Genomic DNA, 26,610 nt, shown 5'->3' on the forward strand with positions numbered 1-26,610 from the left:
TCTGTTGCTTTTGCGTGCCCGCCCGATGCGGCGTAAAGCAGGCCACGCGCCCTTATCTGGTAACCTATCAAGCCCAACCTGCGACAAAATAGCAAATGTATTTTTTCAGAGGTTATTTGAGGGACTTCCTTGCTTTGATTGATAATTGGGCGCGGTCTGTGAAACTTTCATCACCTTGCGCACTGGTGGGTCTTTCCCTTTGGCCTTTGCCTGCGCTAGGGTCAACCCATGTTAGCACCCCGATTCATTCACCTGCGCACCCACACCGAGTATTCCTTGCTGGAAGGTGCGGTGCCGTTGAAATCATTGATAGATCTGTGCGTCCAGCACAAAATGCCCGCCGTGGCCGTGACCGATACCAACAACATGTTTGGCGCGCTGGAATTTTCCACCTATGCGGCGGGGGCAGGGGTGCAGCCCATCATCGGCTGCCAAGTCTCGCTGAATTACGACCCCGCGCAACCGGGGGAAAAGGCGCGCGCCGCCGCCCCCATTGTGCTGCTGGCGCAAGACCAGTCGGGCTATATGAACCTGATGAAGCTGAACACCTGTCTGTATGTCGGCACCGGGGGGCAGTTGCCACAAGTGACGCTGGAGCAGTTAGAGGCGCATGCAGGCGGCCTGATCTGCCTAACGGGCGGGGCCGAAGGACCGCTGGGCAAGCTGCTGCAAACCGCGCAAATGCCAAAGGCACAAGCGTTGCTGGCGCGGTTGGCCGCCGCCTTTCCCACCCGGCTTTATGTCGAACTGCAACGCCATCCGGGGGCAGGGGGCGCGCTGCCCGATGGGGAACGCGCAACGGAGCGCGGCTTTGTCGAAATGGCCTATGATATGGTCCTGCCGCTTGTCGCCACCAACGATGTCTATTTCCCCAAAACCACCATGTATGAGGCGCATGACGCCCTGATTTGCATCGCCGAAGGGGCCTATGTCGACCAACAACAACCCCGCCGCCGCCTGACCCCGCAGCATTATTTCAAAACCGAATCCGAAATGGCAGCTCTGTTCGCCGACCTGCCCGAGACGTTGGAAAACACTGTTGAAATCGCGCGCCGCTGCGCCTTCAAGGTCGCCAAGCACGCCCCCATCCTGCCCAAATTCGCCGATGATGAGGTGAACGAGCTGCGCCGCGCCGCCAACGCAGGGCTGCAAGCGCGCCTTGCCGTCATCCCCCATGCCGTGCCGGTGGAGGAATATCAGGCCCGCCTCGATTTCGAGTTGGACATCATCATCAACATGCAATTCCCCGGTTATTTCCTGATCGTGGCCGATTTCATCAAATGGGCTAAGGACCAAGGCATCCCCGTGGGGCCGGGCCGGGGTTCGGGCGCAGGTTCGCTGGTTGCCTATGCGCTGACCATCACGGATCTCGACCCATTGCGCTATTCCCTCTTGTTTGAACGCTTCCTGAACCCCGAACGCGTGTCCATGCCCGATTTCGACATCGACTTTTGCATGGATCGGCGTGAGGAGGTCATTCAATACGTTCAGGCCAAATATGGCCGCGACCGTGTGGGCCAGATCATCACTTTTGGTGCGCTTCTGTCCAAGGCGGCGATTCGCGATGTGGGCCGGGTGTTGCAAATGTCCTATATGCAGGTGGATCGCCTGTCGAAAATGATCCCGGTCGAAGGCGTCAAACCCGTCAGCATCACCAAGGCGCTGGCAGATGAACCGCGCTTGCGCGAAGCCGCCAAGGAAGAGGTCGTCGCCCGCCTGCTGAACTACGGCCAACAGGTGGAGGGGCTGCTGCGCAACGCATCAACCCACGCCGCAGGTGTCGTGATCGGCGACCGCCCGCTGGATGAATTGGTGCCGCTGTACCAAGACCCCAAATCCGACATGCCCGCGACCCAGTTCAACATGAAATGGGTGGAGGCGGCGGGCCTTGTCAAATTCGACTTTTTGGGCCTGAAAACCCTGACCGTCATCCAATCCGCGCTGGACCTTTTGCGCCTGCGCGGCATCGACATCGACATCGCGATGATTCCGCTGGACGACGAAAAAACCTATCAACTCTATGCCGCCGCCAAAACCGTGGCCGTGTTTCAGGTCGAATCCAGCGGCATGATGGACGCGCTGCGCCGCATGAAACCGACCTGTATTGAGGATATTGTGGCCCTCGTCGCCCTATACCGTCCCGGCCCGATGGAAAATATCCCCACTTATTGTGAGGTGAAAAACGGCCTGAAGGATATCACGTCCGTCCATCCCACCATCGACCATCTGCTGGCCGAGACTCAAGGGATTATCGTTTACCAAGAACAGGTTATGCAAATCGCTCAGGTTATGGGCGGCTATTCCCTCGGCGGCGCTGACCTTTTGCGCCGCGCGATGGGTAAAAAAATCGCCGAAGAAATGGCCAAGGAACGCCCGAAATTTATCGAAGGCGCCAAAAAAACCCACAACGTCGACGCCAAAAAGGCGGGCGAAGTGTTCGATCTGTTGGAAAAATTCGCCAACTACGGCTTCAACAAATCCCACGCGGCGGCCTATGCCGTGGTCAGCTATCAAACCGGCTACCTCAAGGCGAATTACCCCGTCGAATTTATGGCCGGCGTGATGAATTGCGATTTGCACCTGACCGACAAACTGGCGGTGTATAAGCGCGAGGTGGACAAGCTCGGCCTCAAAACCATCGCCCCTTGCATCAACGCCTCCCTCGCCACGTTCACTGTTCGCGATGGCACGCTGGTCTATGCGCTGGGCGCGTTGAAAAACGTGGGCGTGGAGGCGATGAAAATGATCGTCGCGGGCCGCACCACCGATCAAGGCGAAAAACCCTATGCCACGCTTTATGATTTTGCCCGCCGGGTGGATCTGAAACGCATCGGCAAACGCCCGTTGGAAATGCTGGCCCGCGCGGGTGCGTTCGATTGCTTGGACCCCAACCGCGCCCGCGTGTTCGACGCGCTCGATGGCCTCTCGTCCTATTCCGCCGCGATCCATGAGGCCAAAACCTCCAACCAAGTCAGCCTGTTTGGCGACGCAGGCGAGGATGTGCAAGAACCCCGCCTCGGCTCCCGCGATGATTGGCTGCCGGTGGAGCGGTTGACAGAGGAGCATAAGGCGATCGGCTTCTACCTCTCCGGCCACCCGCTGGATGACTACATGGCACCGTTGAAACGCAAAGGTGTCTCCACCCTCGCCGAAATCACCGCCCGTGCCGAAGGCGGCGCGATGGTCGCCAAAATCGCCGGGTCCGTCAGTTCCAAACAAGAACGCAAATCCGCGCGCGGAAACCGTTTCGCCTTTGTCCAACTCTCGGACCCCACCGGGCTTTATGAAGTCACCGTGTTTTCGGACACACTGGAGGCCGCGCGCGATGTGCTGGAACCCGGCATGAACGTGGTGTTGACGGTGGAGGCGACGCTGGAAGGCGAAACCCTAAAACTGCTCGCCCGCGCCGCCCAACCCATTGATGCTGTGGCCGCCGAGGCGGGCGCCTCCGCCTTTCGCATCCATATTGACCGGGTTGAGGCGGCGGCATCGGTCGCCACCCTGCTGGCCCGCGTGTTAAAGGATGGGGGCCGCAACCGCGCCGCCGTCACCATTTGCGTGCCGGACCCCGCCACGGGCCAAGAGATCGACCTTGAACTGCCCGGCGAATACCCGGTTTCGCCGCAAATCAAAGGGGCGCTGAAATCCATGGGCGGCGTGGTGATGGTCGAAGAACTTTAATCGTTGCGGCGTCCCGCCTTAGGGCCCCAGCACCCTGCGCGCAAACAATTTGGCCAGCGTAATCGCCACCACAATCCGCAACACATGGTGCAGCGTCACAAACACCACGCTCACTTGCAGGCTCAACGCGATCAGGCTCATTTCCGTAATGCCACCGGGCGCAAAGGCCAAAAACAGCGCGGTCAACGGCAGGCCAATCGTCAAATGCAGTCCTTCGGCAAACACAAACGCCAGCACCAGTGACGCCCCCGTGGAAAGCAGCGCCAGCAGGCTGCCGCGCCGCAACGTCCGTGCCGCAATCCCGGCAAACCGCGCGCCCAAACCCGTGCCCACAATCACCTGCGTCATCGCAATCGTCCAGGCAGGCGGCACCGCATCTGTTACCCCCGTCAAATGCAACACCGCCGATGCCGCAAGCGGCCCCGTCATAATCGCAGCGGGAAAGCGCAGATAGGTGCCCAGAAAATACCCGCCCACCGCCGCCACTGACAGCGCCGCAATATCCCACAATTCCAACGGGTTTTCCGCCCCGGTCAACGCCACCCCGGCCCCAGACCCCACCGCATGACCCGTCAAAACCGCAAACAGCACCGGCACAAAAATAATCGTTAAAATCAGCCGCAAAAACTGGATCAGCACCAAGATCGGCACATCCGCCCCCGCTTCCTCACCCAGCACCACCATTTCCATCAACCCACCGGGCACTGACCCAAAATAGGCGGTCGCAGGGTTCAGCCCTCCCTTGCGGTAAATCAGATACCCCAACGCTTGGGCCATCGGCACAAACAGCAACAGCGCCAACAGGCTGGGCCACCACCCGGCGGCATCGCGAAAAATCTCAGGCGTGAACGCGCCCCCAATCCCCACGCCAATGATCGGAATAAACGCCATGCGCAGGGGTTGCGGCAAATGGATGGGCTGGCGCAGCACCCGCCACCCCATGATCGCCCACACCGCCACCACGACCAGCGACCCGAGCAAATACCCCAACGGCAGCCCCAGCCAATGCCCCGCAAACCCGCCGCCCGTGCCCAGCAGCATCGTCGCCGCCAGTGGCACCAGATCAATCCGCGTCTTGCCAATTTGAATGGGTTTCATGCACCACCTCTGCCCATAACCGACCACCAAGCGCCTGAAACTGCAAGCGCTTTTACCAATCCGCCCCTACCAGTGTGGCGGCCGCTGATCGGTAAACACCGCGCCCCCTTCATCGGGCGCGGAAATCCGGTCCATCACTTGCGCCATGCGCCGGGTCAGGCGGTCAATCTCATCCGCTTGCGCCGCCACCACATCCGACAAATCATCGACCGCGCGCATCAAATGCGCCATCCGCTCCTCCATCGCCCGCAAATCGTCCGTCATAATCCCATCCTTGCAGCACCTTTCCCCATCCGCTACACCGCCCCTGCATCAGCTGCAAAGGGTTTCCCGATGGCCAAAGACAAAGCACCCCGCAAACCGCGCGCCGAAACGCCCAAAGGCTTTCGCGACTATTCCGGCGCCGATGTGGTGGAACGCCGCGACATGCTGGCCAAAATTTCCGCCGTCTACGAACGCTATGGCTTTGACCCACTGGAAACCAGCGCTGTGGAAACGGTGGAGGCGTTGGGCAAATTCCTGCCCGATGTGGACCGCCCCAACGAAGGCGTGTTTGGCTGGCAGGATGAGGATGGCGATTGGCTCGCGCTGCGATATGACCTCACCGCCCCCCTCGCGCGCTTTGCCGCCCAAAACCGCAACGACCTGCCCACCCCTTACCGCCGCTATGCGTTCGGCCCCGTCTGGCGCAATGAAAAGCCGGGACCGGGCCGGTTTCGCCAATTCTATCAATGCGACGCCGACACCGTGGGCGCACCAAGTGTGGCCGCCGATGCCGAAATCTGCGCCATGCTGGCCGATGCGCTGGAGGAAGTCGGCATCGCGCGCAGTGACTACATCATCAAAGTGAACAACCGCAAAGTGCTGAACGGCGTGATGGAGGTTGCGGGCCTTGCAGGCGACGACAAAGAGGCCGAACGCGGCATCGTCCTGCGCGCCATCGACAAACTGGACCGCTTGGGGCCGGACGGCGTGCGCGCGCTTTTGGGCGCTGGGCGCAAGGATGACAGCGGCGATTTCACGAAGGGCGCGGGGCTGAGTGATGCGCAGGTAAACATTATTCTGGGATTTATTGAAGCAAAAGATATTGTTAACGCCCAAGCCCAAGAGGACATCATTCTACCTGTTTTGAATAACGATACGTTGCAGCTTGAGCAGGCAGTCTTGACAGCGCAGTACGGTGAAAACCCAGCCAAAGGCCCGACTGACGCAGGCATGAGATACAACGCACTACTGTTGAGCCACCTTGCAAATCTTGTAGGGACCTCTGAGGTTGGTATGGATGGCGTTGACGAACTCTCTGATATCGCCTCTCTCCTCGAAGCCCAAGGCTACGGCCCCGACCGCATCGTCATCGACCCCTCCGTGGTCCGCGGCCTCGGCTACTACACTGGCCCGGTCTATGAGGCTGAACTGACTTTCGAAATCCTCGACGAAAAAGGCCGCAAGCGCCAATTCGGCTCCGTCGCGGGCGGGGGGCGTTACGACGATCTGGTCAAACGCTTCACAGGCCAATCCGTCCCCGCCACAGGCGTCTCCATCGGCGTTGACCGCCTCTTGGCCGCCCTGCGCGCCAAAGGCCAAGCAGGTCAAGCACCCGCTGGCCCCGTTGTGGTGACCGTGATGGACCGCGACCGCATGGCCGATTACATGCAAATGGTCGGCCACCTGCGCGCCGCTGGCATCCGTGCCGAGGTCTACCTCGGCAACCCCAAAAACTTTGGTAACCAATTGAAATACGCCGACAAACGCAATTCCCCCATCGCGATCATCCAAGGCGGGGATGAGGCAGCAAAAGGCGTGGTCATCCTCAAAGACCTTATCCTCGGCGCAAAAATCGCCGAAAACGCCACGCTGGAGGAATGGAAAGACCGCCCCGCGCAAGAGGAAGTTAAGGTAGAAGGGCTGGTGAATGCAGTAAAACTGATGCTTCTTCATCAAAAGGGACCATTAAAGTTGGCTGATTACCTGTGACCACCCGCGCCGAAATTCGCGAAGAAGCCGACCGCCTCTTCGCCGCCTTCAAAGCGGCGGGGGCCACAGCAGTAGAGGCCGACACCCTGCTGCCCGCCGACACTCTGCTGGACCTCTATGGCGAGGATATCCGCGCCCGCGCCTATGTCACCGCCGACCCGTTGCGCGGCGAAATGATGCTGCGCCCCGATTTCACCGTCCCCGTGGTGCAGGCCCATATGCAAGGCGGCGCCGACCCCGCGCGATACTGCTACATGGGCGAGGTGTACCGCAAACAAGACCACCTTGGCCCCCGCGCCAGCGAATACCTGCAAGTGGGGTTTGAACTCTTTGACCGCGCCGAACCGCAGGCCGCCGATGCCGAGGTGTTTGCGCTGTTCCACAGCCTCCTCGCCCCCCTTGGCGCGCGCGCCTTAACAGGCGACATCGGCATCCTCATGGCCGCCGTCAACGGCCTTACCACCAGCCCGCACCGCCGCGCGGCCCTCTTGCGTCACATCTGGCGGCCCGCGCGGTTTCGCAACCTCCTCGACCGGTTTTCGGACCGCGCCGCCCCCACGCAGGCCCGCACCGATATGCTGAACCGCCTGCAATCAGGCGACACCGCCGCCCTGATCGCCGCCACCGGCCCGATCACTGGCCTGCGCACACAGGCCGAAATCACGCAGCGCGCCCAAACCCTGCTGGACGACGCGCAAACCCCACCGCTGAACGCGCCTGAGGCGGCGCTCCTTTACGACCTCCTCACCCTGCAAGCGCCCGCCCGCGCCGCGCTGTCGCACCTGCGCGGCATCACCCCCATGCTGCCCGCGATTGAACCCGCCGTGGACCGTTTCGCGACCCGGCTTGACGCGCTGGAACGCCACGGCATCAACCCATCGGATTTGGCGTTTCAGGCCAGCCATGGCCGCTCGTCGATGGAATATTACGACGGTTTCGTGTTCAGCTTCCAAGGCCCCGGCAATGGCGCGGCCAACGCCCCCCCCATCGCTTTGGGCGGCCGCTATGACGCGCTGACCGCCCATTTGGGCCAAGGCCGCTCTATCCCCGCTGTGGGTGGCATCATCCGCCCCGGCCTTGTCGCCGCATTGCGAGGCATCACATGACCCTGAAAATCGGTGTGCCGTCCAAGGGGCGGCTGATGGAAAAGACGTTTGACTGGTTCGGCGCGCGCGGCGTCACCATGGCCCGCACCGGGTCCGACCGCGAATATGCGGGGGCGGTGGACGGTGTCGCGGGCGTTGAACTGGTGCTTTTGTCCGCAGGCGAAATCCCCCGCGATCTTGCCGCCGGGCGCATCCATCTGGGCGTCACCGGGTCCGACCTCGTGCGCGACAAACTGGCGGATTGGCAAGCCCAAGTGGCGGAAATCGCCCCCTTGGGCTTTGGCCACGCCGACCTTATCATCGCCGTGCCCACCGCATGGATTGATGTGGACACGGTCGATGATCTTGACGCCGCCGCCGCCGCCTTTCGCGCGCGCCATGGCCACCGCTTGCGCATCGCCACCAAATACCACCGCCTTGTGCGTGAATTCCTAACCGCCCAAGGGGTCGCTGATTACCAGCTGGTCGACAGCCAAGGCGCGACCGAAGGCACCGTGAAAAACCTGACCGCCGAGGCGATTGCCGACATCACATCATCGGGCGAAACCCTGCGCGCGAACCATCTGAAAATCCTGTCAGACGGCCTCATCCACGCGTCCCAAGCGACTCTATTCGCCGCCCGCGCCGCTGATTGGACCTCTGATACCCGCGCAACGCTGAACACGCTTTGCGCCCAACTCGGTGTCACCGCCAGCCTGTAACGAACCCCTCCCGCCATTGCGCCCGCGCGCCTTTGGCACGCAGCTTCATGTTGGGCCCAGCAGCGGGGTTCTACCCCGCTGCGACCGCGCGAAAATCAACGCAACCCAATATCCGCCAACGCCCGCGCCAGCTCCGGCGGCAACGCCTCCTCCACCCCGCGCGATTTTGGCAAATCGCGTGGCGCATCTTCAACCGTCAAATACCGCCAGCCCTGAAACGGCCGGCGGGGTGCGGGTTCGGTGCGCACAATCTCAGGGTCCAGCACAATGGCGCAGCGCAAAATCCCATCCTCGCCGCGCACCTCCTCCAGCCCTTTGATCGACTGCCGCGCCAAAATAACACCTTTGAACACCCAAAAAAGCGCGCCCCCGTTCAGGATTTCGCCCTCCCGTTTCGGCCACATCCGCGTAATATGGCGCGGCAAATTGTCCGGCCAAGTCTTGCGCCGCGCATCCTGCCACGCCGCCAAATCCTCCACCGCCTGCGCGCCCACGCACAGCTTCAACAAATGCACCGTTCCCACCATCATGCTCCTCAAATCTTAAACCCTACTTAACGTCTCATCCCCCAACGGCAAGGCCTTCTCCATCCCAGTCTCGCGTTGACGTTTGGTCCCCCCCGGCCTATCTGGTATCCTCGCACTTCAAGACCCACCAAACCTTGCCCAAAAGGATCTGACACATGTCCCGTTTTTCCGTCCCCATCGCCGAAGCAATTTGGGACATGAAGTACCGTCTTAAACAGCAAGACGGCACCCCGATTGATGGCACGGTCGAAGATACGTGGCGCCGAATCGCCCGCGCCCTTGCCGCGACCGAGAAAAACCCCGCAGCATGGGAACCCAAATTCTATGCAGCATTGGAGGATTTTAAATACCTCCCCGCCGGGCGCATCACCGCAGGCGCAGGCACCGAACGCTCCGTCACCTTGTTCAACTGTTTCGTCATGGGCACGGTTCCCGACGATATGGGCGGCATTTTCGACATGCTGAAAGAGGCTGCACTGACCATGCAGCAAGGCGGCGGCATCGGCTATGATTTCAGCACGATCCGCCCGCGCGGGGCCGAGGTCAAAGGCGTGGCCGCCGACGCCTCCGGCCCCCTCTCCTTCATGGATGTCTGGGATTCCATGTGCCGCACCATCATGTCCGCCGGCAGCCGCCGGGGTGCCATGATGGCCACCATGCGCTGCGACCACCCCGATGTTGAGGCGTTTATCGAGGCGAAAAAAGACCCCGCCCGCCTGCGCATGTTCAACCTCTCGGTGCTGGTCACCGACCCCTTTATGGCGGCGGTCAAGGCCGATGGCCCATGGGATTTGGTGTTCAACAACAAGGTCTATAAAACCCTGAACGCGCGCGATTTGTGGAACAAAATCATGCGCAACACCTTTGATTTTGCCGAACCGGGCGTGATCTTCATCGACCGCATCAACGCCGCCAACAACCTGTCCTATTGCGAAACCATCGCCGCCACCAACCCTTGCGGCGAACAGCCGTTGCCCCCCTACGGTGCCTGCTTGCTCGGCTCCATCAACCTCGCCACCTTGGTCACGGACCCCTTCACCGCAAGCGCAAAACTCGACCCCGCAGCCCTGAAATCGCTGGTCGCCACCGCAGTGCGCATGATGGACAATGTGGTCGACGCCAGCCGTTTTCCGTTGCCGCAACAGCGCGATGAAGCGCACGCCAAACGCCGCATCGGCCTTGGCGTCACAGGGCTTGCCGATGCTTTGCTGATGCTCGGCCAGCGTTACGGCAGTGAAGACGCCGCCGCACAAACCGAAGCGTGGATGAAGAAAATCGCCCGCGCCGCCTATCTCGCCTCCGTCGATCTCGCCCGCGAAAAAGGCCCGTTCCCCCTGTTCGACGCCGATAAATACCTCGCGTCCGGCACTATGCTCGCGATGGACGATGATGTGCGCGACGCCATTCGCACCCACGGCATCCGCAACGCCCTTCTCACCTCCATCGCGCCCACCGGCACCATCAGCCTTTATGCGGGGAACGTCTCCAGCGGGATTGAACCCGTTTTTGCCTACGCCTACACCCGCAAAGTCCTGCAAAAAGACGGGTCAAGGACCGAGGAAGAAGTCGTCGATTACGCCGTCCGCATGTGGCGCGATCTGCACGGCGACGCTCCCTTGCCCGATTATTTCGTCAACGCCCAAACCTTGCCGCCCATGGACCATGTGCGCATGCAGGCCGCCGCGCAAAAATGGATCGACAGCAGCATTTCCAAAACCATCAACTGCCCCGAAGACATCAGTTTTGATGACTTCCAGCAGGTCTATATGGCCGCATGGGACCAAGGCTGCAAAGGCTGCACCACCTACCGCCCCAACGCGGTCACAGGCTCGGTTTTGTCGGTCAAGGAAACGTCGGAAACGGTGCCCGAGGCAGAACAATCCGCCGAAGTTGTCTATCTCACCGACCCGCTGGACCGTCCCGCAGCGCTGGAAGGCTCCACCTACAAGGTCAAATGGCCCGGCTCCGAACACGCGCTCTATATCACCATCAACGATATTATCATCAGCGATCACCGCCGCCCGTTTGAGGTGTTTATCAACTCCAAAAACATGGAACATTTCGCATGGACCGTGGCGCTGACCCGCATGATCTCCGCCGTGTTCCGCCGTGGCGGTGATGTAAGCTTTGTGGTGGAGGAGTTGAAGGCCGTGTTTGACCCGCGCGGCGGCGCATGGGTCGAAGGGCGCTACATCCCCTCCATCCTCGCCGCAATCGGCGGCGTTATTGAACGCCACCTTATCGCCACAGGCTTCATCGCGGGCGAGGGGATGGGCCTGAAATCCGACCCGCAGGCCGAAATCGTCTCCATCGGCGCGCCAAAAGGCAAATCCTGCTCCTCTTGCGGCGGCTATCAAATGCGCATGATTGAGGGCTGCATGACCTGCGCCGATTGCGGTTTCTCCAAATGCGGTTGACCCGCCAAAAGGGCTAGAACATGAAGAAAATCGCGCTGCCCGAACGTCCCCATTGGCGCGATTACGCGGCCGAGGTGGGATTCACTTTTGCCGATATGCACGGCGAACCTTACTGGGATGAAACCTCCGCCTACAGCTTCACGCTGGCACAGGTGGAGGATGATATCGAAGACCCCGCCACCGCCCTGCACGCCATGTGCCGACAGGCGGTGGCCCATATCCTGACCGACGATGCGTTGATGGACCGTGTGGCCATTCCCCCTCGCCACCGCGACCTGATCGCGCAAAGCTGGCGGCGGGGCGACCCGGAAATCTATGGCCGCTTTGATCTGGCCTATGATGGCGATGGTCCTGCCAAGCTGTTGGAATACAACGCCGATACGCCAACCTCGCTGTACGAAAGCGCGTCTTTCCAATGGCAATGGCTGGAAGATCAGATTGGCGCAGGCGTCATCGCGCCCAACAGCGACCAGTTCAACGGCATCCACGAATCGCTGGTCGCGCGCTTTCGCGATGTGTTTGAACAAGGCAGCGATTTGCATTTCACCGCCGTCGCAGGCAACGCCGAAGACTACGCGACCGTCGAGGCGATGGGCTGGGCCGCACGCGAAGCGGGGCTTGGCGCGCATTACTGCGACCTTGATAAACTCGCCGTCAGCGATGATGGCGGCTTCTTGGATGACCAAGACCGCCGCATCGGCGTCCTTTTCAAACTCTACCCGTGGGAAGACCTTTTGCGCGATGATTTCGCCGCCAATATCGCCAGCTCCAACTGCTTGTTTCTGGAACCCGCATGGAAGGCGCTGCTCTCGAACAAAGGCCTCCTCCCCGTCCTTTGGCAGATGTTTGAAGGCCACCCAAACCTCTTGCCCGCGTATTTTGAAGACGACATCAAAGACGCGCTGGCAGGCACTGGCCCCGCAGCCCCCCATGTCGCCGCCTCATTCGCGCGCGCCGCCGATCAGTTGCGCGCGGCCCATGTGACCAAACCCATCCTGTCGCGCGAAGGGGCCTCCGTTTTCATCCTCAAAAACGGCGAAATCGCGGAACAATCGCAAAACACCACCTACGCCGAACACCCCCGCATCGTCCAAGCCTACGCGCCCTTGCCCGAATGTGACGGGTTCCGCCCCGTGATCGGCGCATGGATTATCGGCGACACTTGCGCAGGCATCGGCATCCGCGAAGACCGCTCGCGCATCACCCAAGACCTGTCGCGCTTTAAGCCGCATTTTATTTCCGGCTAAACCGCGCTATATCTATCCAAACGACCCCGATAAAAGGCCACGCCATGATCAAACGCTCTCGCACCATCGCCATCACCATCCTCGGCGCCGCCGCGTTCACGCTTGCCGGCTGCCAAGAGGAACAGGTCGATGCCCAAGCTTTCCCCGACTTGCAAAGCTGCACCAATGCCGCGCAAAACGGCGGGGCGATTACGGTGGCCGAATGTGATGCGTCCTTCGCCGCCGCCGCCGCCCTGCATGTCGAAGCCGCCCCCCGCTACGACAGCTTGGCCGTGTGCGAAGAACAGCACGGCGAAGGCGCTTGCGGGACTGAGGAGGCCCAAACCCAAAGCGGGTCCAGCGGTATCTTCATGCCATTGATGATGGGCTATTTGATCGGCAGCATGATGAGCAATCGGGCAGGCATGGCCGCCAGCCAGCCTTTGTACCAAAAACCCGGCGGCGGTTTCACCAACGCCGCAGGCACCAGCAATTTTTCCAACAATGCGGGCGCTGCGAAACTGAACACCTCGCAATTCACCCGCCCCGCGACCACCGCAGGTCAGGCCCCGATGTCACGCGGCACCGCCGCCGCACGCGGTGGTTTCGGCAATTCCAGCGCCGGACGCACCAGCACAGGCGGCTAAACGTTACACGCGGGCCGCCTCAAACGCCAGCCACGCCGCCTCAAACGCCGCAAAATCAAACCCCGGCCCCCGCGCCGGGTCCAGCACCAGCTTTTCTGTGGCCTGCATCTTGGCAATCGCCGCTGCCAATTGCCCAATCACATCGGGCGGCACCACCGCAGCACCATGACGGTCGGCATGGATAAAATCGCCGGGCCGCACGTCCATCCCCATAATCCGAATGGGCTGGTTGACCGAGCGCACATGCACAAACCCGTGGCTTGGCCCGATCGAGCCTGCCACCACCGGAAAATCCGCCGCCAAATCGCCCAGATCACGCATCACCCCATTGGTCAGCGCGCCCGCCATGCCAAAGCCTTTGTGAATGGTCGTGTTCACCTCGCCCCAATAGGCGCCGATGCAATGGGGATAATCCAAATCCTCCACCACCGCGACCGCCCCCGCACCGCCCTGCGCCATCGCTTTGTAATAGTCCATGCGCCGCGCGCGTATCACCGCCGCATCCTCGGTCGGGGGGGCCAATGCCGCAATCTGCGCCGTCACGGCGTAGCCGACAATCACCCCTTTGGGGTCCGATGCCAACATGGTCCCGCGCGTAAAGGCGTTGAACCCGCGCTTGCCTTGGGCCACTTCAATCGCGTTGCAAACCGTGGGGGTGTCCACCGATTTCAACAGGGTTATCAATGCGTTGTCCATCATGCCTCCATCCAGCTGGCCAGCGCCGCCGTTGTGTGTTCCGGGTTTTCCAGCGTGGGCAAATGCCCCGCGCCAGCGATAATTTCCAACCGCGATTGCGGCATCAACGCGTGCATTTCGTCGTGTCGGGCGCGGGGGCACAAACGATCTTCCTCCCCCATCAACACCAGCGCAGGCCGCGTGTAATCGGCCAAAACCGCGCGCCTGTCGCTGCGCCCCGCCAGCGCCCGCGATTGGTTCACAAACACATCCACGCCCAGCCCCAACGCCATATCCATGCACAAATCCAGCAGGGCAGGGGCCTGCGGTCCATCGGCCAAATAATTTGGCTTCATATCTTCGCGCAAAACCCCTTCCAAATCGCCCGCCACCGCCCGCGCGACCTGCCCCTCGCGCAGCAAGGCCACCGCTGGCAACTCGCTGCGGGGATTCGTGTCCAACAACGCCAAACGGTCCACGCGGCCCGGTGCTTGCGCCACAACTTCCATTGCCACAATCCCGCCCATCGACAGGCCCGCCAGCGCGAACCGGGGCGGGGCAGCAGCCAAAACCGCCGCCGCCATCCCTGCCACTGTATCCTGTGTGGACACAATCACGCGCGGCGCATAGCCCGCCAACGCCGCCACTTGCGGTGCAAACAACCGCGCATCGCACATCATGCCGGGCAGCAAAACCAGCGGTGTCATTTTGACGCCAACGCCGCCCCTTCGGCCAGCGCGCCCAGCTTGGCATAGGCGATATCGGGGTCCACCGACCCAAAGCCCGCAAATGTGCCAAACCCGCAATCGGACCCCGCAATCACCCGGTCCGCGCCCACAATATCGACAAACCGCGCCAACCGCTGCGCCACCAATTCCGGGTGTTCGACAAAATTCGTCGTCGTATCCACCACGCCCGGCACCAGAATTTTCCCATCGGGAATATCCGCCGCCCGGTCGCGAAACACTGCCCATTCATGGCCGTGGCGCGGGTTCGACGTCTCAAACAGCAAATACTGCGCATCCACCGCCATCAGCGTGTCAAACATTTTCGCCATCGGAATGTCGCAAACATGCGGCCCTTCATAATTGCCCCAGCAAATATGCACGCGCACTTTTTCCGCCGGAATCCCTGATAAGGCGTGGTTCAACGCCTCTACGTTGCCCGCCGCAACTTTCAAAAATTCGGCATCAGTCAGATCATTGAACAGCATATGCCGCGACAGCGCCAAGTCGGGGCAATCGAGCTGCAAATCCAAGCCCGACGCCACAATGGTTTCATATTCTGCCTTCATCGCATCGGCCAATGCGGCCAAATACGCCTCGCGCGTTTTGTAATGGTCGTTTTGCAAGAACAGTGAAATCACCCCAGGGCTGGCCGCGTTCATAAAGCCACGGCTGGCCCCATGCGCCGTCATCGCCGCCTGCAAATTGGAAATATCCTTTTCCAATTCGCCTTGGCCTTTGGATGTCACCTCGCCCACGCACATGGGCCGCGCATATTTCGGCGTGCCCCCATCATTGGCCAACCGCGCCAAATAGGTGGGAAACAGCTTCAAATCCGCGGGCGCATTGCGCGGGCTGTCGCCATCAAAACCCGTGTAGCGGTCCTTGACATAGGTGGCATAGCTGATCTTCGATGTTTCCCCATCAGAAACAATCCCAACCCCCGCCGCCACTTGCTTTTTCACAGTCTCCGCCACCGCCCGCGTCATTGCCACGTCAAATTCTGCCTGCACAAACGGCTGTTTGCGTTCGCGGGCAAAGATGAAATCCACAACCTCTTGGCTGCGCGGCAGTGACCCCACATGGGTTGTCAAAATCTGGCTCATGCTGCTGTCCCTTTCAAATTCCATGTGGCCCCTGCCGGGTCTTTGGTTGCCACCACATGATACAGTGACGCCTCGCCAGTCATCGACGGCGCCAGACTATAGGCCACATTTTCCGGCACCGACATCGTGTCACCCGGCGCCAAAGTGGCCGAACCTTCGCCCCAGGTCACCCGCCAATGCCCGCGCATCGGCATCAAAACCGATGGCCGGGGATAGGCGCGCAAATCATCCCACGCCGAACCGCGTGTGACAAACGACACCTCAAACCCCGGCTTGTCGCGCAGTTTGCCATTCTCGCCAATCACCACCGCAGGTGTGCGGTCCGCCAGCGCATACAAATCGTAATACCGAGCCACATAATGCGGCACCACATCGGCCGTGGTCGGCTCAGGATACCCCGCCAATTCCGCATCATTCAAAACCGGCATCGGCCCGACACCACTGGGCAAGGCCTGCCCCTTTTTGGTATCATAGAGCTTGCCATTTTGCCCCAGAACCAAGCCATGCCCCGCCGCATCCTCAATCACTTGCGGGGCCCAAATCACGCCGCCGCCCGCATCATCGCCGCCCAAAACGGCCATAATCATCCCGTAATCGGTGCCGATATTTTCAAATCCGCGAAAAATGCCGGTGGGAATGTTGATGATATCGCCTTCCTCCAGCACCACTTCGCCTGCGGTCCCCCAGCGCCCCCAGAAAAACCGCCAACGGCCTTTCAGTACGAAAAACACCTCTGCCGTGCGGTGGCTGTGCAGGCTGTTGCGGCATTTCGGCGGCTGGCCGGCTGCCCCAATGTTGAACCCATGCGGGATGCCAATATGCACATGCTGGTCCGCGCTTTCGGAAACGCCGCCGCCAATGACGGTAAAGTTTTCCTTTTGGTCGCTGCCCGGCGTATGCGCGTCAATAAACGCGGTCTTGCAGGGGCGCAAATCGCCGTAACGTACAATGCGGCTTTCCATCTCAGTAGGTGTCATTCGCAAGCTCCCGTATGCAGGTGAATTTGTTTCCAGATCGCGACCTCATCCCACAGGGTGAATTCGCGGCGCAGGCCGAACGGCCCAAATTCGGCGTGGGTGATGCCCATGATATGCACCTCTGCGCCCGTTGGTGCCCCAAAGGCGCCAAAGCCGGAATGTTTGCCCGTCAGCGACCACCGCACAGCGGCGCGGTGGGGTTGGGCGGTATCGGACCGCCCAATCTGATGGTGAATGTCAAACGTGGCGGTGGGAAAGGAGGACCGCAGCCGCATCCATTCCGTCTCCACAAAATCAAACGACCAGCCGCCAACAGCCCCCGGATGCTCCACCCGGCAGGCGCGGTCGTATTCATGGCGAAACACGGTGAAATCCTTCTCCATAATCCGGGTCAGAATATCGGCCAGTCGCGCCCCCCATTCATTATCATTGCCGCGCGACACATAGCCGCCCTGCACATCATCGCGCGGATGGAACGGCCGCACGGCACGGTCAGCCCCGCCCTCACGCTTGATCTGGTCGCGGGCAAAGCGTTTCGGCTTCATCCCCAACTGCCGCACAATCCCGCCCGCATCGCGGATCAACCATTCGTCGTAAATCACGTTGTCCTTGGCCGCGCAGTCCGCAATCGCGCGCGCCACAAATTTGCGCCCGGTGGGGGGGCCGTAAATCCCGTGCCCGGTGTGCGTCCCGGTGCTGACGTTGCGGTGCGACGATAAAAAACCCACCTCATCGTCACCCGACCAAATCACATCTTCGCCCAGCAATTGGCGGTCTGGAAACTCCGCCAGCGTCGCCAATGTGCCGTCAATCACCGCACGGTTGCCCGTCACAACACCCGATGGAAACCGCATCGGCAGGTCGGGCGCATAATATCTATGCAGCGTGGACAGCCCCCGATCCTCCCAAATCTCCTTGGTGATTTTTAGGATGTAATCTGGCAAGTCGCTGTATTCTTGTGAAAAACCCTTCATGCGTGGGCTCCTGTATGTAATAAAATCTGTTTCCATATTGCGGTGTCGTCAATCAGCGCAAATTCGCGCCGAATGGCCCCCTCCGCGTCAAATTCGGCGTGGCATATGCCCATGACATACACCTGCGCGCCCGATGGCACGCCAAACCGCCCCCAGCCCGAATGGGCACCATGCAGCGACCAGCGCACGGCGGCGCGCGGCGGGCACAGTGCATCCGCACGCCCCACCACATGCTCCACCTTAAACGTGGCGAACGGAAACGCCGCCCGCAACCCAATCCAAAACGCATCCGCCCCGCGCCAGCCAAAGGCATCGACCCCGCCCGCATAATGCAAATTCGCCGCCCGCGCATAGCCGGATGGCACCACGTCCAATTCCCCCGCCATCAACCGCGAAATCACCCCCGAATACCGCGCCCCCCACGCGTCCGAATTGCCGCGCCGCGTATACGGCCCCGGCACGTCCGTCTCCGGCGTCATCGGCTTCACACACCCCGCCGCCCCGCCTTCACGCCCAATCTGCGCGCGCACCCAATCGACCAGATCATGGCCCATCTGCCCCACAATCGCCGCTTGGTCGCGCACCAGCCATTCGTCATACACGGCGCCATCCCTAATCGCGCAATCCGCCAAAATCCGGTAGCGCAGCTTGGCCCCCGTGGGCGCACCATAAGCCCCCGCTTGCGCATGGGTCGCCGTACACATCAACCGATGCGACGACAAATACGCATCCGATGTCGCCGTCGCCCCCTCCGGGTCGTCGCACCAAATCACATCCTCGCCCAGCAATTCGCGGTCGGGAAATTCGGCCAGCGTGGCAAGTGTCGCGGCAATCACCCCCGAATTGTCCACCACCACCGATGCGGGCGAGCGTACAATCAACCCCGGCGCGTATAACTGGCGCAAGGCCCCAATCTGGCGCCCCTCCCAAATGTCGTAGGTAATCCCGTTGATATAATGTGGCACATCGCGCCATTTCGCATCAAACCCCTTCATATCTCCCCCCGCGCGGACGTGCGCACCACCAGCGGCCCGTCAATTTCAATCTGTTGCGATGCGCGCGCCGGGTCGGCGATTTGCGCTAACAGCGTCTCCACAGTCGCCTCCACCATCCGGTTCAACGGCTGGCGCACGGTGGTCAAATCATACGCCCCCCAGGCCGCCAGCGGCACATCATCATAGCCCACAATCGCCACATCGCGCCCCACCACACGCCCCATCGCGCGCGCTTGGTCGATCACCGCGAACGCCATATGGTCATTGCCCACAAAGATCGCAGTCGGGGGGGCGGCCCCGTCCAACAGCACACGGGCCGCCGCCGCTGCCGTGTCGCGGTCATACATGCCGTCGATCAACCCACAAGCCTCAACTCCCAAATCCGCCAACCCTTCCACAAACCCGCGCTGGCGGTCGCGGCCCGTCAACGCCCCTTGCCACCCCGCGATATGCGCAATCTGTGAATGCCCCGCGCCGACCAAAAACCGCGCCACTTTGCGCCCACCTTCGACGTTGGCGGAGGTGACGGAGGATAACCCAGCCCCCGGTTGCCCCCGGTTGAACAGCACCACCGGAATCCCCGCCCCCGCACAACGCGCCGTCAAATCCGATGACATGGCGACCGATGCCGTGATAATCCCATCCACCTGATAATCCATCAGATCGTTGATCACCCGTTCAATCCCGTCCTGCGAATTGGCGGCGGTAAACACGAGGATATGATACCCCTTATCCTGCAACGCGTTCGACAACCGTTCCAACGCCGCCGGATAAAACTGGTTGTCCAAATAGGCCACAACCAAGCCGATAATCCGGCTTTTGCCTGTAATCATCGCGCGCGCCAGCGGGTTGGGGCGGTATCCCAATTGCTCGGCGGCAGCCCGCACTTTGGCAATCGTGGCCTTGCTGGCCGATGCGCCAGGCGTAAACACCCGGCTGACCGCCGATTGGCTGACGCCCGCCAACCGCGCCACATCCTGACTGGTGACCTTGGCCTCCAACATCAATCCGCCGTCCAACCCCCGTCAATCAAAAGGCTGGACCCGGTGACCAAAGCGGACGCATCGGTTGCAAGGTACACGACGCCGCCCATAATATCCTCTACCTCACCCACGCGCCCCAGCTTGATCTTTTCCTCAATCCATTTGCGACGCTCCGGAATGGCCAGCGTTTGCTCGGCCAGCGGTGTGCGAATGAAGGTGGGGCACAGCGTGTTTATCCGGATCTGATGCGGCCCCCATTCAACGGCCATCGCCTTGACCATGCCTTCCAGCCCATGTTTGGACGCGCAATAAAGCGCGCGATCAATCCCGCCAACATGGCCCATCTGACTGCCAATATGGATGATCGACCCGCCTTTGCCCCGTGCCACCATCCCATGCGCCGCCCCGACAGACAGGAAGTAGGCCGCCCGAAGGTTCAGGTTCATCACGGCGTCATAATCGTCGGGCTGGGTTTGCAAGGCAGGGCTGTGGCGCGCCAACCCGGCAGAGTTTACGACAACGTCAAAGCATTGCCCTTTCATCGCTTGGGTCAGCGCGTCAAGGTCAGCGATATCAAGCGCCAACGCCTCAGCGGACCATCCCTGCGCGGTCATGGCGTCGACGGTGGCTTGCAACTTATCCAATCCGCGCGCCGCACAGACAACATGCGCCCCCACCTCCGCCAGCGCTACCGCACAAGCCTGGCCAATGCCCGATGATGCCCCCGTCACCAGCGCGCGCTTGCCGTCCAGCCGAAACGATGGGGTGCGGGGCAAGGTCATGCGGGCACCCCCGAACTGATCTCAACCGCGCCCATATTCCGCGCCTTATTGAACATCGCCATGCGCGCCAACACATCCACGCCCAGTTGCGCATACATATCCAGCACGTCAAACAACACCCAGTTTTCGCGGATCAACCCATCCTGCATCCGCCAAAAATCCAAGCTTCGCAGCGTGATCTGCTGCCCCGCTGGCGGTATCCCCAACCAGCCATCTTGCGTAATCGTCAACCGCATGTTCGGCCAGCCGGTTTCGCAAACATAATTCCCCTGCGCCACCCAATGCGACATCAAGCCGTCTGGGTCCAACCCCCGGTCCGGCATCGCTTGCAAAAACGGAATTTGGTGCCAATGGCGAAACCCCGAAATCCCCCGCGCCGTGCCAACACCCGCAGGCCCGTACCAGTTGAATTTCGGATGCCAAAACCGCCCCAACTCCATCGCCTCGGCTGGCTCTTTCGGGTGTTTGCACAGCGCTGTCAGCATATCGAGCACATGCTGCATCGTCGCAGACCCATCCCCCGATGCAGTCAACCCATCTTGCGTCATAGGCCCCGGCGTACACAAATACGCGCCCAGCTGCGGCACCATCGGCCACACCCCGGCCTGCATCATCACCTCGGGGATGTCCCAGATCGCCTGCATTTCCACCACGCGGCCATCCACCACCCGGAAAAACTCGTGGTACCGCATATGCACCAAATGGCCCGTCGGCCTAATCCCCAGCCACGGCGCCAAAAACGTGCCCATGTAATTGCCGCAGGTGCCAATCCAATCGGCCCCCTCGGGCGAGGTTCCGGCCAGCACAATCACATCGCGGCGTTCTAGGTCCGGCACCGCCGCGCGCAACGGCCCAAACGCCGCCAACAGCGCAGCACCGCCCACGCCACCGCCCAAAGGGTGGCACAGCTTCACGTCAGCATCCGGCGCAAACAGCGCATCCACCGCGCCGTCCAAATCCCCCTCCAGCGCCGCCAAATAGGGTGCAATCAACGCTTTCAAATCTTCAGGCGACATCATTCTGCCGCCGCCCCATATGGCACATTGCGCCCGCCATAGCGCCGCACGCGCACATTGCACTGCTCCGCATGGCCCACAAACCCCTCCAGCATACACAAACGGCTGCCATATTCCCCAATCATCGCCGCCGCCGCATCCGTGGTAATGCGCTGATAACTATGGGTTTTCAAAAACTTGCCAACCCACAGCCCCCCCGTATACCGCCCCGCCTTTTTGGTCGGCAGCGTGTGGTTCGTCCCAATCACCTTATCGCCATTCGCCACGTTGGTCCGCGCCCCCAAAAACAGCGCGCCATAGCTGTGCATATGCTCCAAAAACCAATCATCGCGGTCGGTCATCACCTGCACATGCTCGGACGCGATGTCATTGGCGACCGCCAACATCTCGTCATACGTATCGCAAACAATCACCTCACCATAATCGCGCCAGGATACCGATGCGGTCGCCGCCGTCGGCAAAATCAACAACAACCGCTCAATCTCGGCCAGTGTCGCCTCTGCCAGTTTCCGGCTGTTGGTCACCAAAACAGCGGGCGAGTTATACCCATGCTCCGCTTGCCCCAGCAAATCGGTTGCACACATCTCCGCATCGACAGTTTCATCCGCGATCACCATCGTCTCGGTCGGGCCGGCAAACAAATCAATGCCTACGCGGCCGTACAATTGCCGCTTCGCCTCCGCCACAAACGCGTTGCCGGGGCCCACCAACATATGCACCGGCTCAATACTTTCGGTCCCAATCGCCATCGCGCCCACGGCCTGCATCCCGCCCAGCACCAAAATCTCATGCGCGCCGCCCATGTGCATCGCGGCCACAATCGCGGGGTGCGGTTCGCCGTTCACCGGGGGGGCGGATGCCACAATCCGCGGCACGCCCGCCACCGATGCGGTCAAAACCGACATGTGCGCCGATGCGACCATGGGAAATTTGCCGCCGGGCACGTAACACCCCACCGATTGCACCGGAATGTTGCGATGCCCTAGCACAACGCCCGGCAGGGTTTCCACCTCCACATCGGTCATTGATGCCCGCTGCACCTCCGCAAACCGCCGAATTTGCACTTGGGCAAAGCGAATATCGTCCATATCGCGGGCCGATACCTTTTGCATCGCCGCTTCAATCTCAGACGCGGTCAGCCGGAAAGCGGCAGGCGTATAATTGTCAAACTTGGTGGACAATTCGCGCACCGCCACATCGCCGCGCGCTTCAATATCGGCCAGCGTGGTTTCCACAACCTCGCGCACGCGCGCATCATCCTCCGCGCGCTCTGCCTCTGGCTTGCCATGCTTCAAATAGGTGATCATCTTGATTTCCTTACACTTCTTGGGGGCTGGATCAGGCGATCCGCTCTCCCGTTTTGGCATCAAACAAATGGCAAATCGCGGCGGGAATGGTGGCATAAACCATATCGCCAATCTCCGCGCGAAAATCCTTGGCGGCTTTCACAGACACCAACGCAGGTCCTGCCTTGATGGAAAACATCGTGGCATCGCCCAGCAATTCCAGCGCATAAATTGGCGCGGACAGCTGCGCATCACCTTCCGCGCACAGGCTCGCATCCTCGGCGCGAAAGCCCAGCGTGACTGGACCATCCGCCCCATCAAGGCCAGAAATCACCACGTTTTTGCCGGTAAACGTACCGCCCGCCATCACCCCATCCAACAAATTCATCGCAGGCGTGCCAATGAAACTGGCCACAAATGTATTGGCCGGGCGATCGTAAATTTCCGTGGGCGTGCCCACTTGCTGCACCACGCCCTTGTTCATCACAACCACCCGGTCGGCCAGCGTCATCGCCTCAATCTGGTCGTGGGTCACATAAATCGTGGTGGTTTTAAGGGTGTGCGACAGGTTTTTAATCTGCGCCCGCGTTGATACCCGCAGTTTCGCGTCCAAATTCGACAGCGGCTCGTCCATCAAAAACAGGTTCGGCTCGCGCACCACGGCGCGGGCCAGCGCCACGCGCTGCCGCTGCCCGCCCGACAATTCGCCGGGTTTGCGGTGCAAGAAATCATCCAATTCCACCATCGCACTGGCCCGCCGCACCCGCGCGTCATGCTCGCCCTCCGGCACTTTGCGCACTTTCAACGGAAAGCGGATGTTTTCATACACATTCATATTCGGGTACAGCGCGTAACTTTGAAACACCATCGCCACATCGCGGTCTTTGGGGTCCAGATCGTTCACCCGCTTGCCGTCGATAATAATATCGCCGCCCGATGCATCTTCCAGCCCCGCGATCATCCGCATCGTCGTGGTTTTGCCGCAACCCGATGGGCCCAGCAGCACCAGAAATTCACGGTCGCGGATGGTCAGGTTAAAATCCTGCACGCCCACAAAACTGCCCCAGCGTTTGGACAGATTGCGCAGTTGAATCTCGGCCATACCAGCCTCCAAATTGCATACGTTTGCAAAAGTTGTAGACCCGAATCAAAATTGCAATCAAGCATTTTTAAGCTGATATAAAAGAAATATCTGCGGCGCAGAATTTTTCTTGCCAAACGGGACAGGCCACGCCTTAATTGCAATCGTATGCAAGCATCTGTGTGATTCGTCTTGCAACACCCAATATCAGCCCCAAACGGGCGGCCCAAAATGGGCGCAATGACATCAACACGGAGGGTTTCGACATATGAAGATCTGGAAAACAGCGGCCTTTGCCACGGCGATCGCCCTTTTGAACGGCACCACTGCCATGGCCGCCTGCGGCATCACCGAAGGGCGCATCAGCGTTGTCGGTAACGAATTTCCCGCAATCCAATCCATTGCTAAACGCATGGGCGATTGCGCCGCCACGGGTGTCGAGCTGAAATCAAACCTGACCGCCGACCACCAGAAAATCAACGTGGCAGGCATGCAGGGCAACCCTGCCGAATATTCCAGCGCAATCATCGCCAACTCCTCCATCGTGGCGCTGATCAACGAAGATGTCATTCGTCCTTTGGATGATCTGATGGCGATGTATGGCGCAGCCATCCCAGACGGCCAGAAAATCGTGATTGATGGCAAGGTGATGGCCGTGGCCTTCATGGCCAACGCGCAAACGCTGGCCTACCGCAAGGATATCCTTGATCAAATCGGCGTTGCACCGCCAAAAACCTATGAGGAGCTGTTGGCCGCCGCCAAACTGATCCGCGACCAAGGCATCATGGCCAACCCCGTGGGCGGCTCCTATGCGGCGGGCTGGAACCTCGCGCAGGAATTTGTGAACATGTATCTGGGCTACGGCGGCGCGTTCTTTGTCCCCGGCACTGCCGAAGTGGCGATCAACAATGCCCAAGGTGTTGATGCCCTCAACATGATGAAATCGCTGACCGAATACATGAACCCCGATTTCCTGACCCATGACAGCAACGCCACCCAAGCGGAATGGGAAGCGGGCAATGTCGCGTTGATGAACATGTGGGGCAGCCGCATGCAAAACCTGATGGATGATGTGGGGTCCGAGCCGGTCGTCTATGAAAACACCAAGGTCGCAGGGCCAATGACCGTGGGCGGCGGCACATCGCCCGCAACAACCCTGTGGTGGGACGGTTGGACCGTCGCCAAAAACGTCAGCGACGCCGATGCTGCGGCCACCTTTCAGGCAATGGCCTACGCCTCCTCGCCGGACATTCTGACGCCGGAAACCATGAACCAAGCCGTGTGGCTGCTGGCGGGCTACACCCCCGATGCGGTGTCCGAAGGTGTGCTGGCCGCTGTGTCCGCAGGCACCACCCCCTACCCAATGCTGCCCTACATGGGCCTGTTGCACACCGCTTTGGGTGATAACCTCGCCGACTTCCTGCAAGGCAAGGAAAGCGCAGAACAAGCACTAGCCGATGCCGAAGCGGCCTATTCCACCGCCGCCCGCGAAAAAGGCTTTTTGAAGTAAGCACCCCGCGCGGGCACCTTGCCCGCGCAAACCCCAAACCCGCTGCGGGCAGCCCCCCGGTTGCCCGCGCACGCCACCCCCGACATAAGGCAAGCCCATGAAACACAAAACATTCTTCTGGTTTGTCTTCCCCTCCGTCCTCGCGATGCTCCTCTTCATCGCCTTTCCCATCGTCTCGGTCGTCATCCAATCGCTGCATGTCGCCCATGAACAGGTCATCATCACCGTGCAAAACTGCGGTCCCTTTGGCTGCACCGACAGCACCAAAATCGACACCGATGCCACCGCCGCCCTGCGCGCCGCCGAACCGCTGGGCCGCTGGGCCGGCCTCACCACCTATTTCGACCGCGGGCATCTGGCCACCAATGAAGTCGCACAGGCCTGGACCACCGCCACCAGCCTCCCCGATTTCCTCGGCCGCCTCATCAACCTGCCGTTTTACAAGGCGATGTTCTTCACCCTCACCTTCACGGCCATCGTCACCCCCCTCACGCTCATTTTCGGCTTTGCCATCGCGGTCGCCGTCAACTCCGCCGCCAAATCCCTGCGCGGCCCGCTGATTTTCTTCACGCTGCTGCCCATGATCGTCACCCCCCTCGTCGGCTCGCTTATCCTATTTTGGATGGTCGATGCGCGCGGCATTGTCGGCACGCTGCTGCAATGGGCGGCGGGCGACCCGGATCTGTCGGTCAAGGCGTCAACACCTTTGATGTGGGCCATGCTCATGGTCTACGGCGTCTGGCATTCGGCCCCCTTCGCCTTCATCGTCTATTACGCGGGCCTGCAAACCGTGAACAAAGAAACCCTAGAGGCGGCGGTCGTCGACGGCGCATCCCGGTGGGAACGCATCCGCTATGTCGTGCTGCCCCACCTTCTGCCGCTGACCACCTTCATCGCCCTCATCCAACTCATGGATAACTTCCGCGTGTTCGAACCCATCGTCAGCTTTTCCGCCCAAGCGCACGCCACGTCCCTGTCATGGGCGATTTACAACGACCTTGGCGGCGAAACCCAACAGCTTTCCTCTGCCGCCGCCACATCCGTACTGACCATCCTGTGCATCGCCCTGCTGCTGACCCCGGTTTTGGTCCGCACCTGGCGCGATTTCGCCCGCAAATAAAGG

At 60.8% G+C, this 26,610-nt stretch carries 23 protein-coding genes; 9 read left to right on the plus strand and 14 right to left on the minus strand.

The features are described from left to right. Positions 1-228: 228 nt before the first annotated feature. Positions 229-3,681: a DNA polymerase III subunit alpha gene (gene dnaE / locus BMY36_RS03410; protein ID WP_050519464.1), complete on the plus strand. Its 3,453-nt coding sequence runs from the start codon at positions 229-231 to the stop codon at positions 3,679-3,681. Positions 3,682-3,699: 18 nt separating this feature from the next. Here the strand turns inward: dnaE and BMY36_RS03415 are convergent, their stop codons facing one another. Together BMY36_RS03415 and BMY36_RS03420 are read right to left on the minus strand one after the other, a co-directional pair. Further along, positions 3,700-4,779: an AbrB family protein gene (locus BMY36_RS03415; RefSeq protein ID WP_050519465.1), complete on the minus strand. Its 1,080-nt coding sequence runs from the start codon at positions 4,777-4,779 to the stop codon at positions 3,700-3,702. A gap of 66 nt (positions 4,780-4,845) precedes the next feature. Beyond that, positions 4,846-5,043 (minus strand): SlyX family protein, encoded by a 198-nt coding sequence (locus tag BMY36_RS03420; RefSeq protein ID WP_175469242.1) that lies wholly within the window; start codon positions 5,041-5,043, stop codon positions 4,846-4,848. Between the two features lie 69 nt (positions 5,044-5,112). Here BMY36_RS03420 and hisS point away from each other — a divergent pair, with 69 nt between their 5' ends. From hisS to hisG, 3 genes are read left to right on the plus strand one after another with little or no spacing between them, the layout of a single operon-like run. Then, positions 5,113-6,753, plus strand: coding sequence for a histidine--tRNA ligase (gene hisS, locus BMY36_RS03425; protein ID WP_050519466.1), 1,641 nt, complete (start codon positions 5,113-5,115; stop codon positions 6,751-6,753). Continuing rightward, complete coding sequence (locus BMY36_RS03430) at positions 6,750-7,859, plus strand: ATP phosphoribosyltransferase regulatory subunit (protein ID WP_050519467.1); 1,110 nt, start codon at positions 6,750-6,752, stop codon at positions 7,857-7,859. The genes hisS and BMY36_RS03430 overlap by 4 nt, the downstream gene beginning before the upstream one ends. Next, complete coding sequence (gene hisG, locus BMY36_RS03435; protein ID WP_050519468.1) at positions 7,856-8,560, plus strand: ATP phosphoribosyltransferase; 705 nt, start codon at positions 7,856-7,858, stop codon at positions 8,558-8,560. The genes BMY36_RS03430 and hisG overlap by 4 nt, the downstream gene beginning before the upstream one ends. A 95-nt stretch (positions 8,561-8,655) precedes the next feature. On the opposite strand, the gene BMY36_RS03440 is transcribed toward hisG, so the two are convergent. Then, positions 8,656-9,087 carry a DUF1489 family protein gene (locus BMY36_RS03440; RefSeq protein ID WP_050519510.1) on the minus strand — a complete coding sequence of 144 codons (432 nt, stop codon included), beginning with the start codon at positions 9,085-9,087 and terminating at the stop codon, positions 8,656-8,658. Positions 9,088-9,242: 155 nt separating this feature from the next. On the opposite strand from BMY36_RS03440, the gene BMY36_RS03445 reads away from it, so the two are divergent. From BMY36_RS03445 to BMY36_RS03455, 3 genes are read left to right on the plus strand one after another with little or no spacing between them, the layout of a single operon-like run. Next, positions 9,243-11,504: an adenosylcobalamin-dependent ribonucleoside-diphosphate reductase gene (locus tag BMY36_RS03445; RefSeq protein WP_050519469.1), complete on the plus strand. Its 2,262-nt coding sequence runs from the start codon at positions 9,243-9,245 to the stop codon at positions 11,502-11,504. 20 nt (positions 11,505-11,524) lie between these two features. Further along, positions 11,525-12,751 carry a glutathionylspermidine synthase family protein gene (locus BMY36_RS03450; protein WP_050519470.1) on the plus strand — a complete coding sequence of 409 codons (1,227 nt, stop codon included), beginning with the start codon at positions 11,525-11,527 and terminating at the stop codon, positions 12,749-12,751. Positions 12,752-12,795: 44 nt separating this feature from the next. Further along, positions 12,796-13,377 (plus strand): DUF1190 domain-containing protein, encoded by a 582-nt coding sequence (locus BMY36_RS03455; RefSeq protein ID WP_050519471.1) that lies wholly within the window; start codon positions 12,796-12,798, stop codon positions 13,375-13,377. A gap of 3 nt (positions 13,378-13,380) precedes the next feature. Here the strand turns inward: BMY36_RS03455 and BMY36_RS03460 are convergent, their stop codons facing one another. The 11 genes from BMY36_RS03460 to BMY36_RS03510 are packed head-to-tail and all read right to left on the minus strand — an operon-like array spanning position 13,381 to position 23,998. Continuing rightward, on the minus strand, positions 13,381-14,073 hold the full coding sequence (locus BMY36_RS03460; protein WP_050519511.1) for an RraA family protein: 693 nt from the start codon (positions 14,071-14,073) through the stop codon (positions 13,381-13,383). Then, positions 14,073-14,759 carry an alpha/beta fold hydrolase gene (locus tag BMY36_RS03465; RefSeq protein ID WP_050519472.1) on the minus strand — a complete coding sequence of 229 codons (687 nt, stop codon included), beginning with the start codon at positions 14,757-14,759 and terminating at the stop codon, positions 14,073-14,075. Before BMY36_RS03465 ends, BMY36_RS03460 begins: the two co-directional genes overlap by 1 nt. Further along, positions 14,756-15,883 (minus strand): cobalamin-independent methionine synthase II family protein, encoded by a 1,128-nt coding sequence (locus BMY36_RS03470; protein ID WP_050519473.1) that lies wholly within the window; start codon positions 15,881-15,883, stop codon positions 14,756-14,758. Before BMY36_RS03470 ends, BMY36_RS03465 begins: the two co-directional genes overlap by 4 nt. Next, the gene (locus tag BMY36_RS03475) at positions 15,880-16,860 is read right to left on the minus strand and encodes a cupin domain-containing protein (RefSeq protein ID WP_050519474.1); all 981 of its coding nucleotides are present in this window, start codon (positions 16,858-16,860) and stop codon (positions 15,880-15,882) included. Before BMY36_RS03475 ends, BMY36_RS03470 begins: the two co-directional genes overlap by 4 nt. Further along, positions 16,857-17,834 (minus strand): nuclear transport factor 2 family protein, encoded by a 978-nt coding sequence (locus BMY36_RS03480; RefSeq protein ID WP_050519475.1) that lies wholly within the window; start codon positions 17,832-17,834, stop codon positions 16,857-16,859. The genes BMY36_RS03475 and BMY36_RS03480 overlap by 4 nt, the downstream gene beginning before the upstream one ends. Beyond that, the gene (locus BMY36_RS03485) at positions 17,831-18,829 is read right to left on the minus strand and encodes a nuclear transport factor 2 family protein (protein WP_050519476.1); all 999 of its coding nucleotides are present in this window, start codon (positions 18,827-18,829) and stop codon (positions 17,831-17,833) included. Before BMY36_RS03485 ends, BMY36_RS03480 begins: the two co-directional genes overlap by 4 nt. Next, on the minus strand, positions 18,826-19,833 hold the full coding sequence (locus BMY36_RS03490) for a LacI family DNA-binding transcriptional regulator (RefSeq protein WP_050519477.1): 1,008 nt from the start codon (positions 19,831-19,833) through the stop codon (positions 18,826-18,828). Before BMY36_RS03490 ends, BMY36_RS03485 begins: the two co-directional genes overlap by 4 nt. Next, positions 19,833-20,594 (minus strand): SDR family NAD(P)-dependent oxidoreductase, encoded by a 762-nt coding sequence (locus tag BMY36_RS03495; protein ID WP_050519478.1) that lies wholly within the window; start codon positions 20,592-20,594, stop codon positions 19,833-19,835. Before BMY36_RS03495 ends, BMY36_RS03490 begins: the two co-directional genes overlap by 1 nt. Continuing rightward, positions 20,591-21,610 (minus strand): ester cyclase, encoded by a 1,020-nt coding sequence (locus BMY36_RS03500; RefSeq protein WP_082224826.1) that lies wholly within the window; start codon positions 21,608-21,610, stop codon positions 20,591-20,593. The genes BMY36_RS03495 and BMY36_RS03500 overlap by 4 nt, the downstream gene beginning before the upstream one ends. Then, positions 21,610-22,917 carry a histidinol dehydrogenase gene (gene hisD, locus BMY36_RS03505; protein WP_050519479.1) on the minus strand — a complete coding sequence of 436 codons (1,308 nt, stop codon included), beginning with the start codon at positions 22,915-22,917 and terminating at the stop codon, positions 21,610-21,612. The genes BMY36_RS03500 and hisD overlap by 1 nt, the downstream gene beginning before the upstream one ends. Before the next feature lie 31 nt (positions 22,918-22,948). Beyond that, positions 22,949-23,998, minus strand: a complete 1,050-nt coding sequence (locus BMY36_RS03510; protein WP_050519480.1) for an ABC transporter ATP-binding protein — start codon at positions 23,996-23,998, stop codon at positions 22,949-22,951. 247 nt (positions 23,999-24,245) lie between these two features. Between BMY36_RS03510 and BMY36_RS03515 the strand changes: the two genes are divergently transcribed. Beyond that, positions 24,246-25,487, plus strand: a complete 1,242-nt coding sequence (locus BMY36_RS03515; protein ID WP_050519481.1) for an ABC transporter substrate-binding protein — start codon at positions 24,246-24,248, stop codon at positions 25,485-25,487. 97 nt (positions 25,488-25,584) lie between these two features. Next, positions 25,585-26,607 carry a carbohydrate ABC transporter permease gene (locus BMY36_RS03520; protein WP_050519482.1) on the plus strand — a complete coding sequence of 341 codons (1,023 nt, stop codon included), beginning with the start codon at positions 25,585-25,587 and terminating at the stop codon, positions 26,605-26,607. Positions 26,608-26,610 lie beyond the last annotated feature (3 nt).

The sequence above is a fragment of the Pseudorhodobacter antarcticus genome (assembly GCF_900110135.1).
In the GTDB taxonomy this organism is placed as follows: Bacteria; Pseudomonadota; Alphaproteobacteria; order Rhodobacterales; family Rhodobacteraceae; genus Pseudorhodobacter; species Pseudorhodobacter antarcticus.

Bases quoted from the DNA above. Each gene is read 5' to 3' on its own strand.
- dnaE (WP_050519464.1), top strand. From the start codon at position 229: ATGTTAGCACCCCGATTCATTCACCTGCGCACCCACACCGAGTATTCC.
- BMY36_RS03415 (WP_050519465.1), bottom strand. From the start codon at position 4,779: ATGAAACCCATTCAAATTGGCAAGACGCGGATTGATCTGGTGCCACTG.
- BMY36_RS03420 (WP_175469242.1), bottom strand. From the start codon at position 5,043: ATGACGGACGATTTGCGGGCGATGGAGGAGCGGATGGCGCATTTGATG.
- hisS (WP_050519466.1), top strand. From the start codon at position 5,113: ATGGCCAAAGACAAAGCACCCCGCAAACCGCGCGCCGAAACGCCCAAA.
- hisG (WP_050519468.1), top strand. From the start codon at position 7,856: ATGACCCTGAAAATCGGTGTGCCGTCCAAGGGGCGGCTGATGGAAAAG.
- BMY36_RS03440 (WP_050519510.1), bottom strand. From the start codon at position 9,087: ATGGTGGGAACGGTGCATTTGTTGAAGCTGTGCGTGGGCGCGCAGGCG.
- BMY36_RS03445 (WP_050519469.1), top strand. From the start codon at position 9,243: ATGTCCCGTTTTTCCGTCCCCATCGCCGAAGCAATTTGGGACATGAAG.
- BMY36_RS03450 (WP_050519470.1), top strand. From the start codon at position 11,525: ATGAAGAAAATCGCGCTGCCCGAACGTCCCCATTGGCGCGATTACGCG.
- BMY36_RS03455 (WP_050519471.1), top strand. From the start codon at position 12,796: ATGATCAAACGCTCTCGCACCATCGCCATCACCATCCTCGGCGCCGCC.
- BMY36_RS03460 (WP_050519511.1), bottom strand. From the start codon at position 14,073: ATGGACAACGCATTGATAACCCTGTTGAAATCGGTGGACACCCCCACG.
- BMY36_RS03465 (WP_050519472.1), bottom strand. From the start codon at position 14,759: ATGACACCGCTGGTTTTGCTGCCCGGCATGATGTGCGATGCGCGGTTG.
- BMY36_RS03470 (WP_050519473.1), bottom strand. From the start codon at position 15,883: ATGAGCCAGATTTTGACAACCCATGTGGGGTCACTGCCGCGCAGCCAA.
- BMY36_RS03475 (WP_050519474.1), bottom strand. From the start codon at position 16,860: ATGACACCTACTGAGATGGAAAGCCGCATTGTACGTTACGGCGATTTG.
- BMY36_RS03480 (WP_050519475.1), bottom strand. From the start codon at position 17,834: ATGAAGGGTTTTTCACAAGAATACAGCGACTTGCCAGATTACATCCTA.
- BMY36_RS03485 (WP_050519476.1), bottom strand. From the start codon at position 18,829: ATGAAGGGGTTTGATGCGAAATGGCGCGATGTGCCACATTATATCAAC.
- BMY36_RS03490 (WP_050519477.1), bottom strand. From the start codon at position 19,833: ATGTTGGAGGCCAAGGTCACCAGTCAGGATGTGGCGCGGTTGGCGGGC.
- BMY36_RS03495 (WP_050519478.1), bottom strand. From the start codon at position 20,594: ATGACCTTGCCCCGCACCCCATCGTTTCGGCTGGACGGCAAGCGCGCG.
- BMY36_RS03500 (WP_082224826.1), bottom strand. From the start codon at position 21,610: ATGTCGCCTGAAGATTTGAAAGCGTTGATTGCACCCTATTTGGCGGCG.
- hisD (WP_050519479.1), bottom strand. From the start codon at position 22,917: ATGATCACCTATTTGAAGCATGGCAAGCCAGAGGCAGAGCGCGCGGAG.
- BMY36_RS03510 (WP_050519480.1), bottom strand. From the start codon at position 23,998: ATGGCCGAGATTCAACTGCGCAATCTGTCCAAACGCTGGGGCAGTTTT.
- BMY36_RS03515 (WP_050519481.1), top strand. From the start codon at position 24,246: ATGAAGATCTGGAAAACAGCGGCCTTTGCCACGGCGATCGCCCTTTTG.
- BMY36_RS03520 (WP_050519482.1), top strand. From the start codon at position 25,585: ATGAAACACAAAACATTCTTCTGGTTTGTCTTCCCCTCCGTCCTCGCG.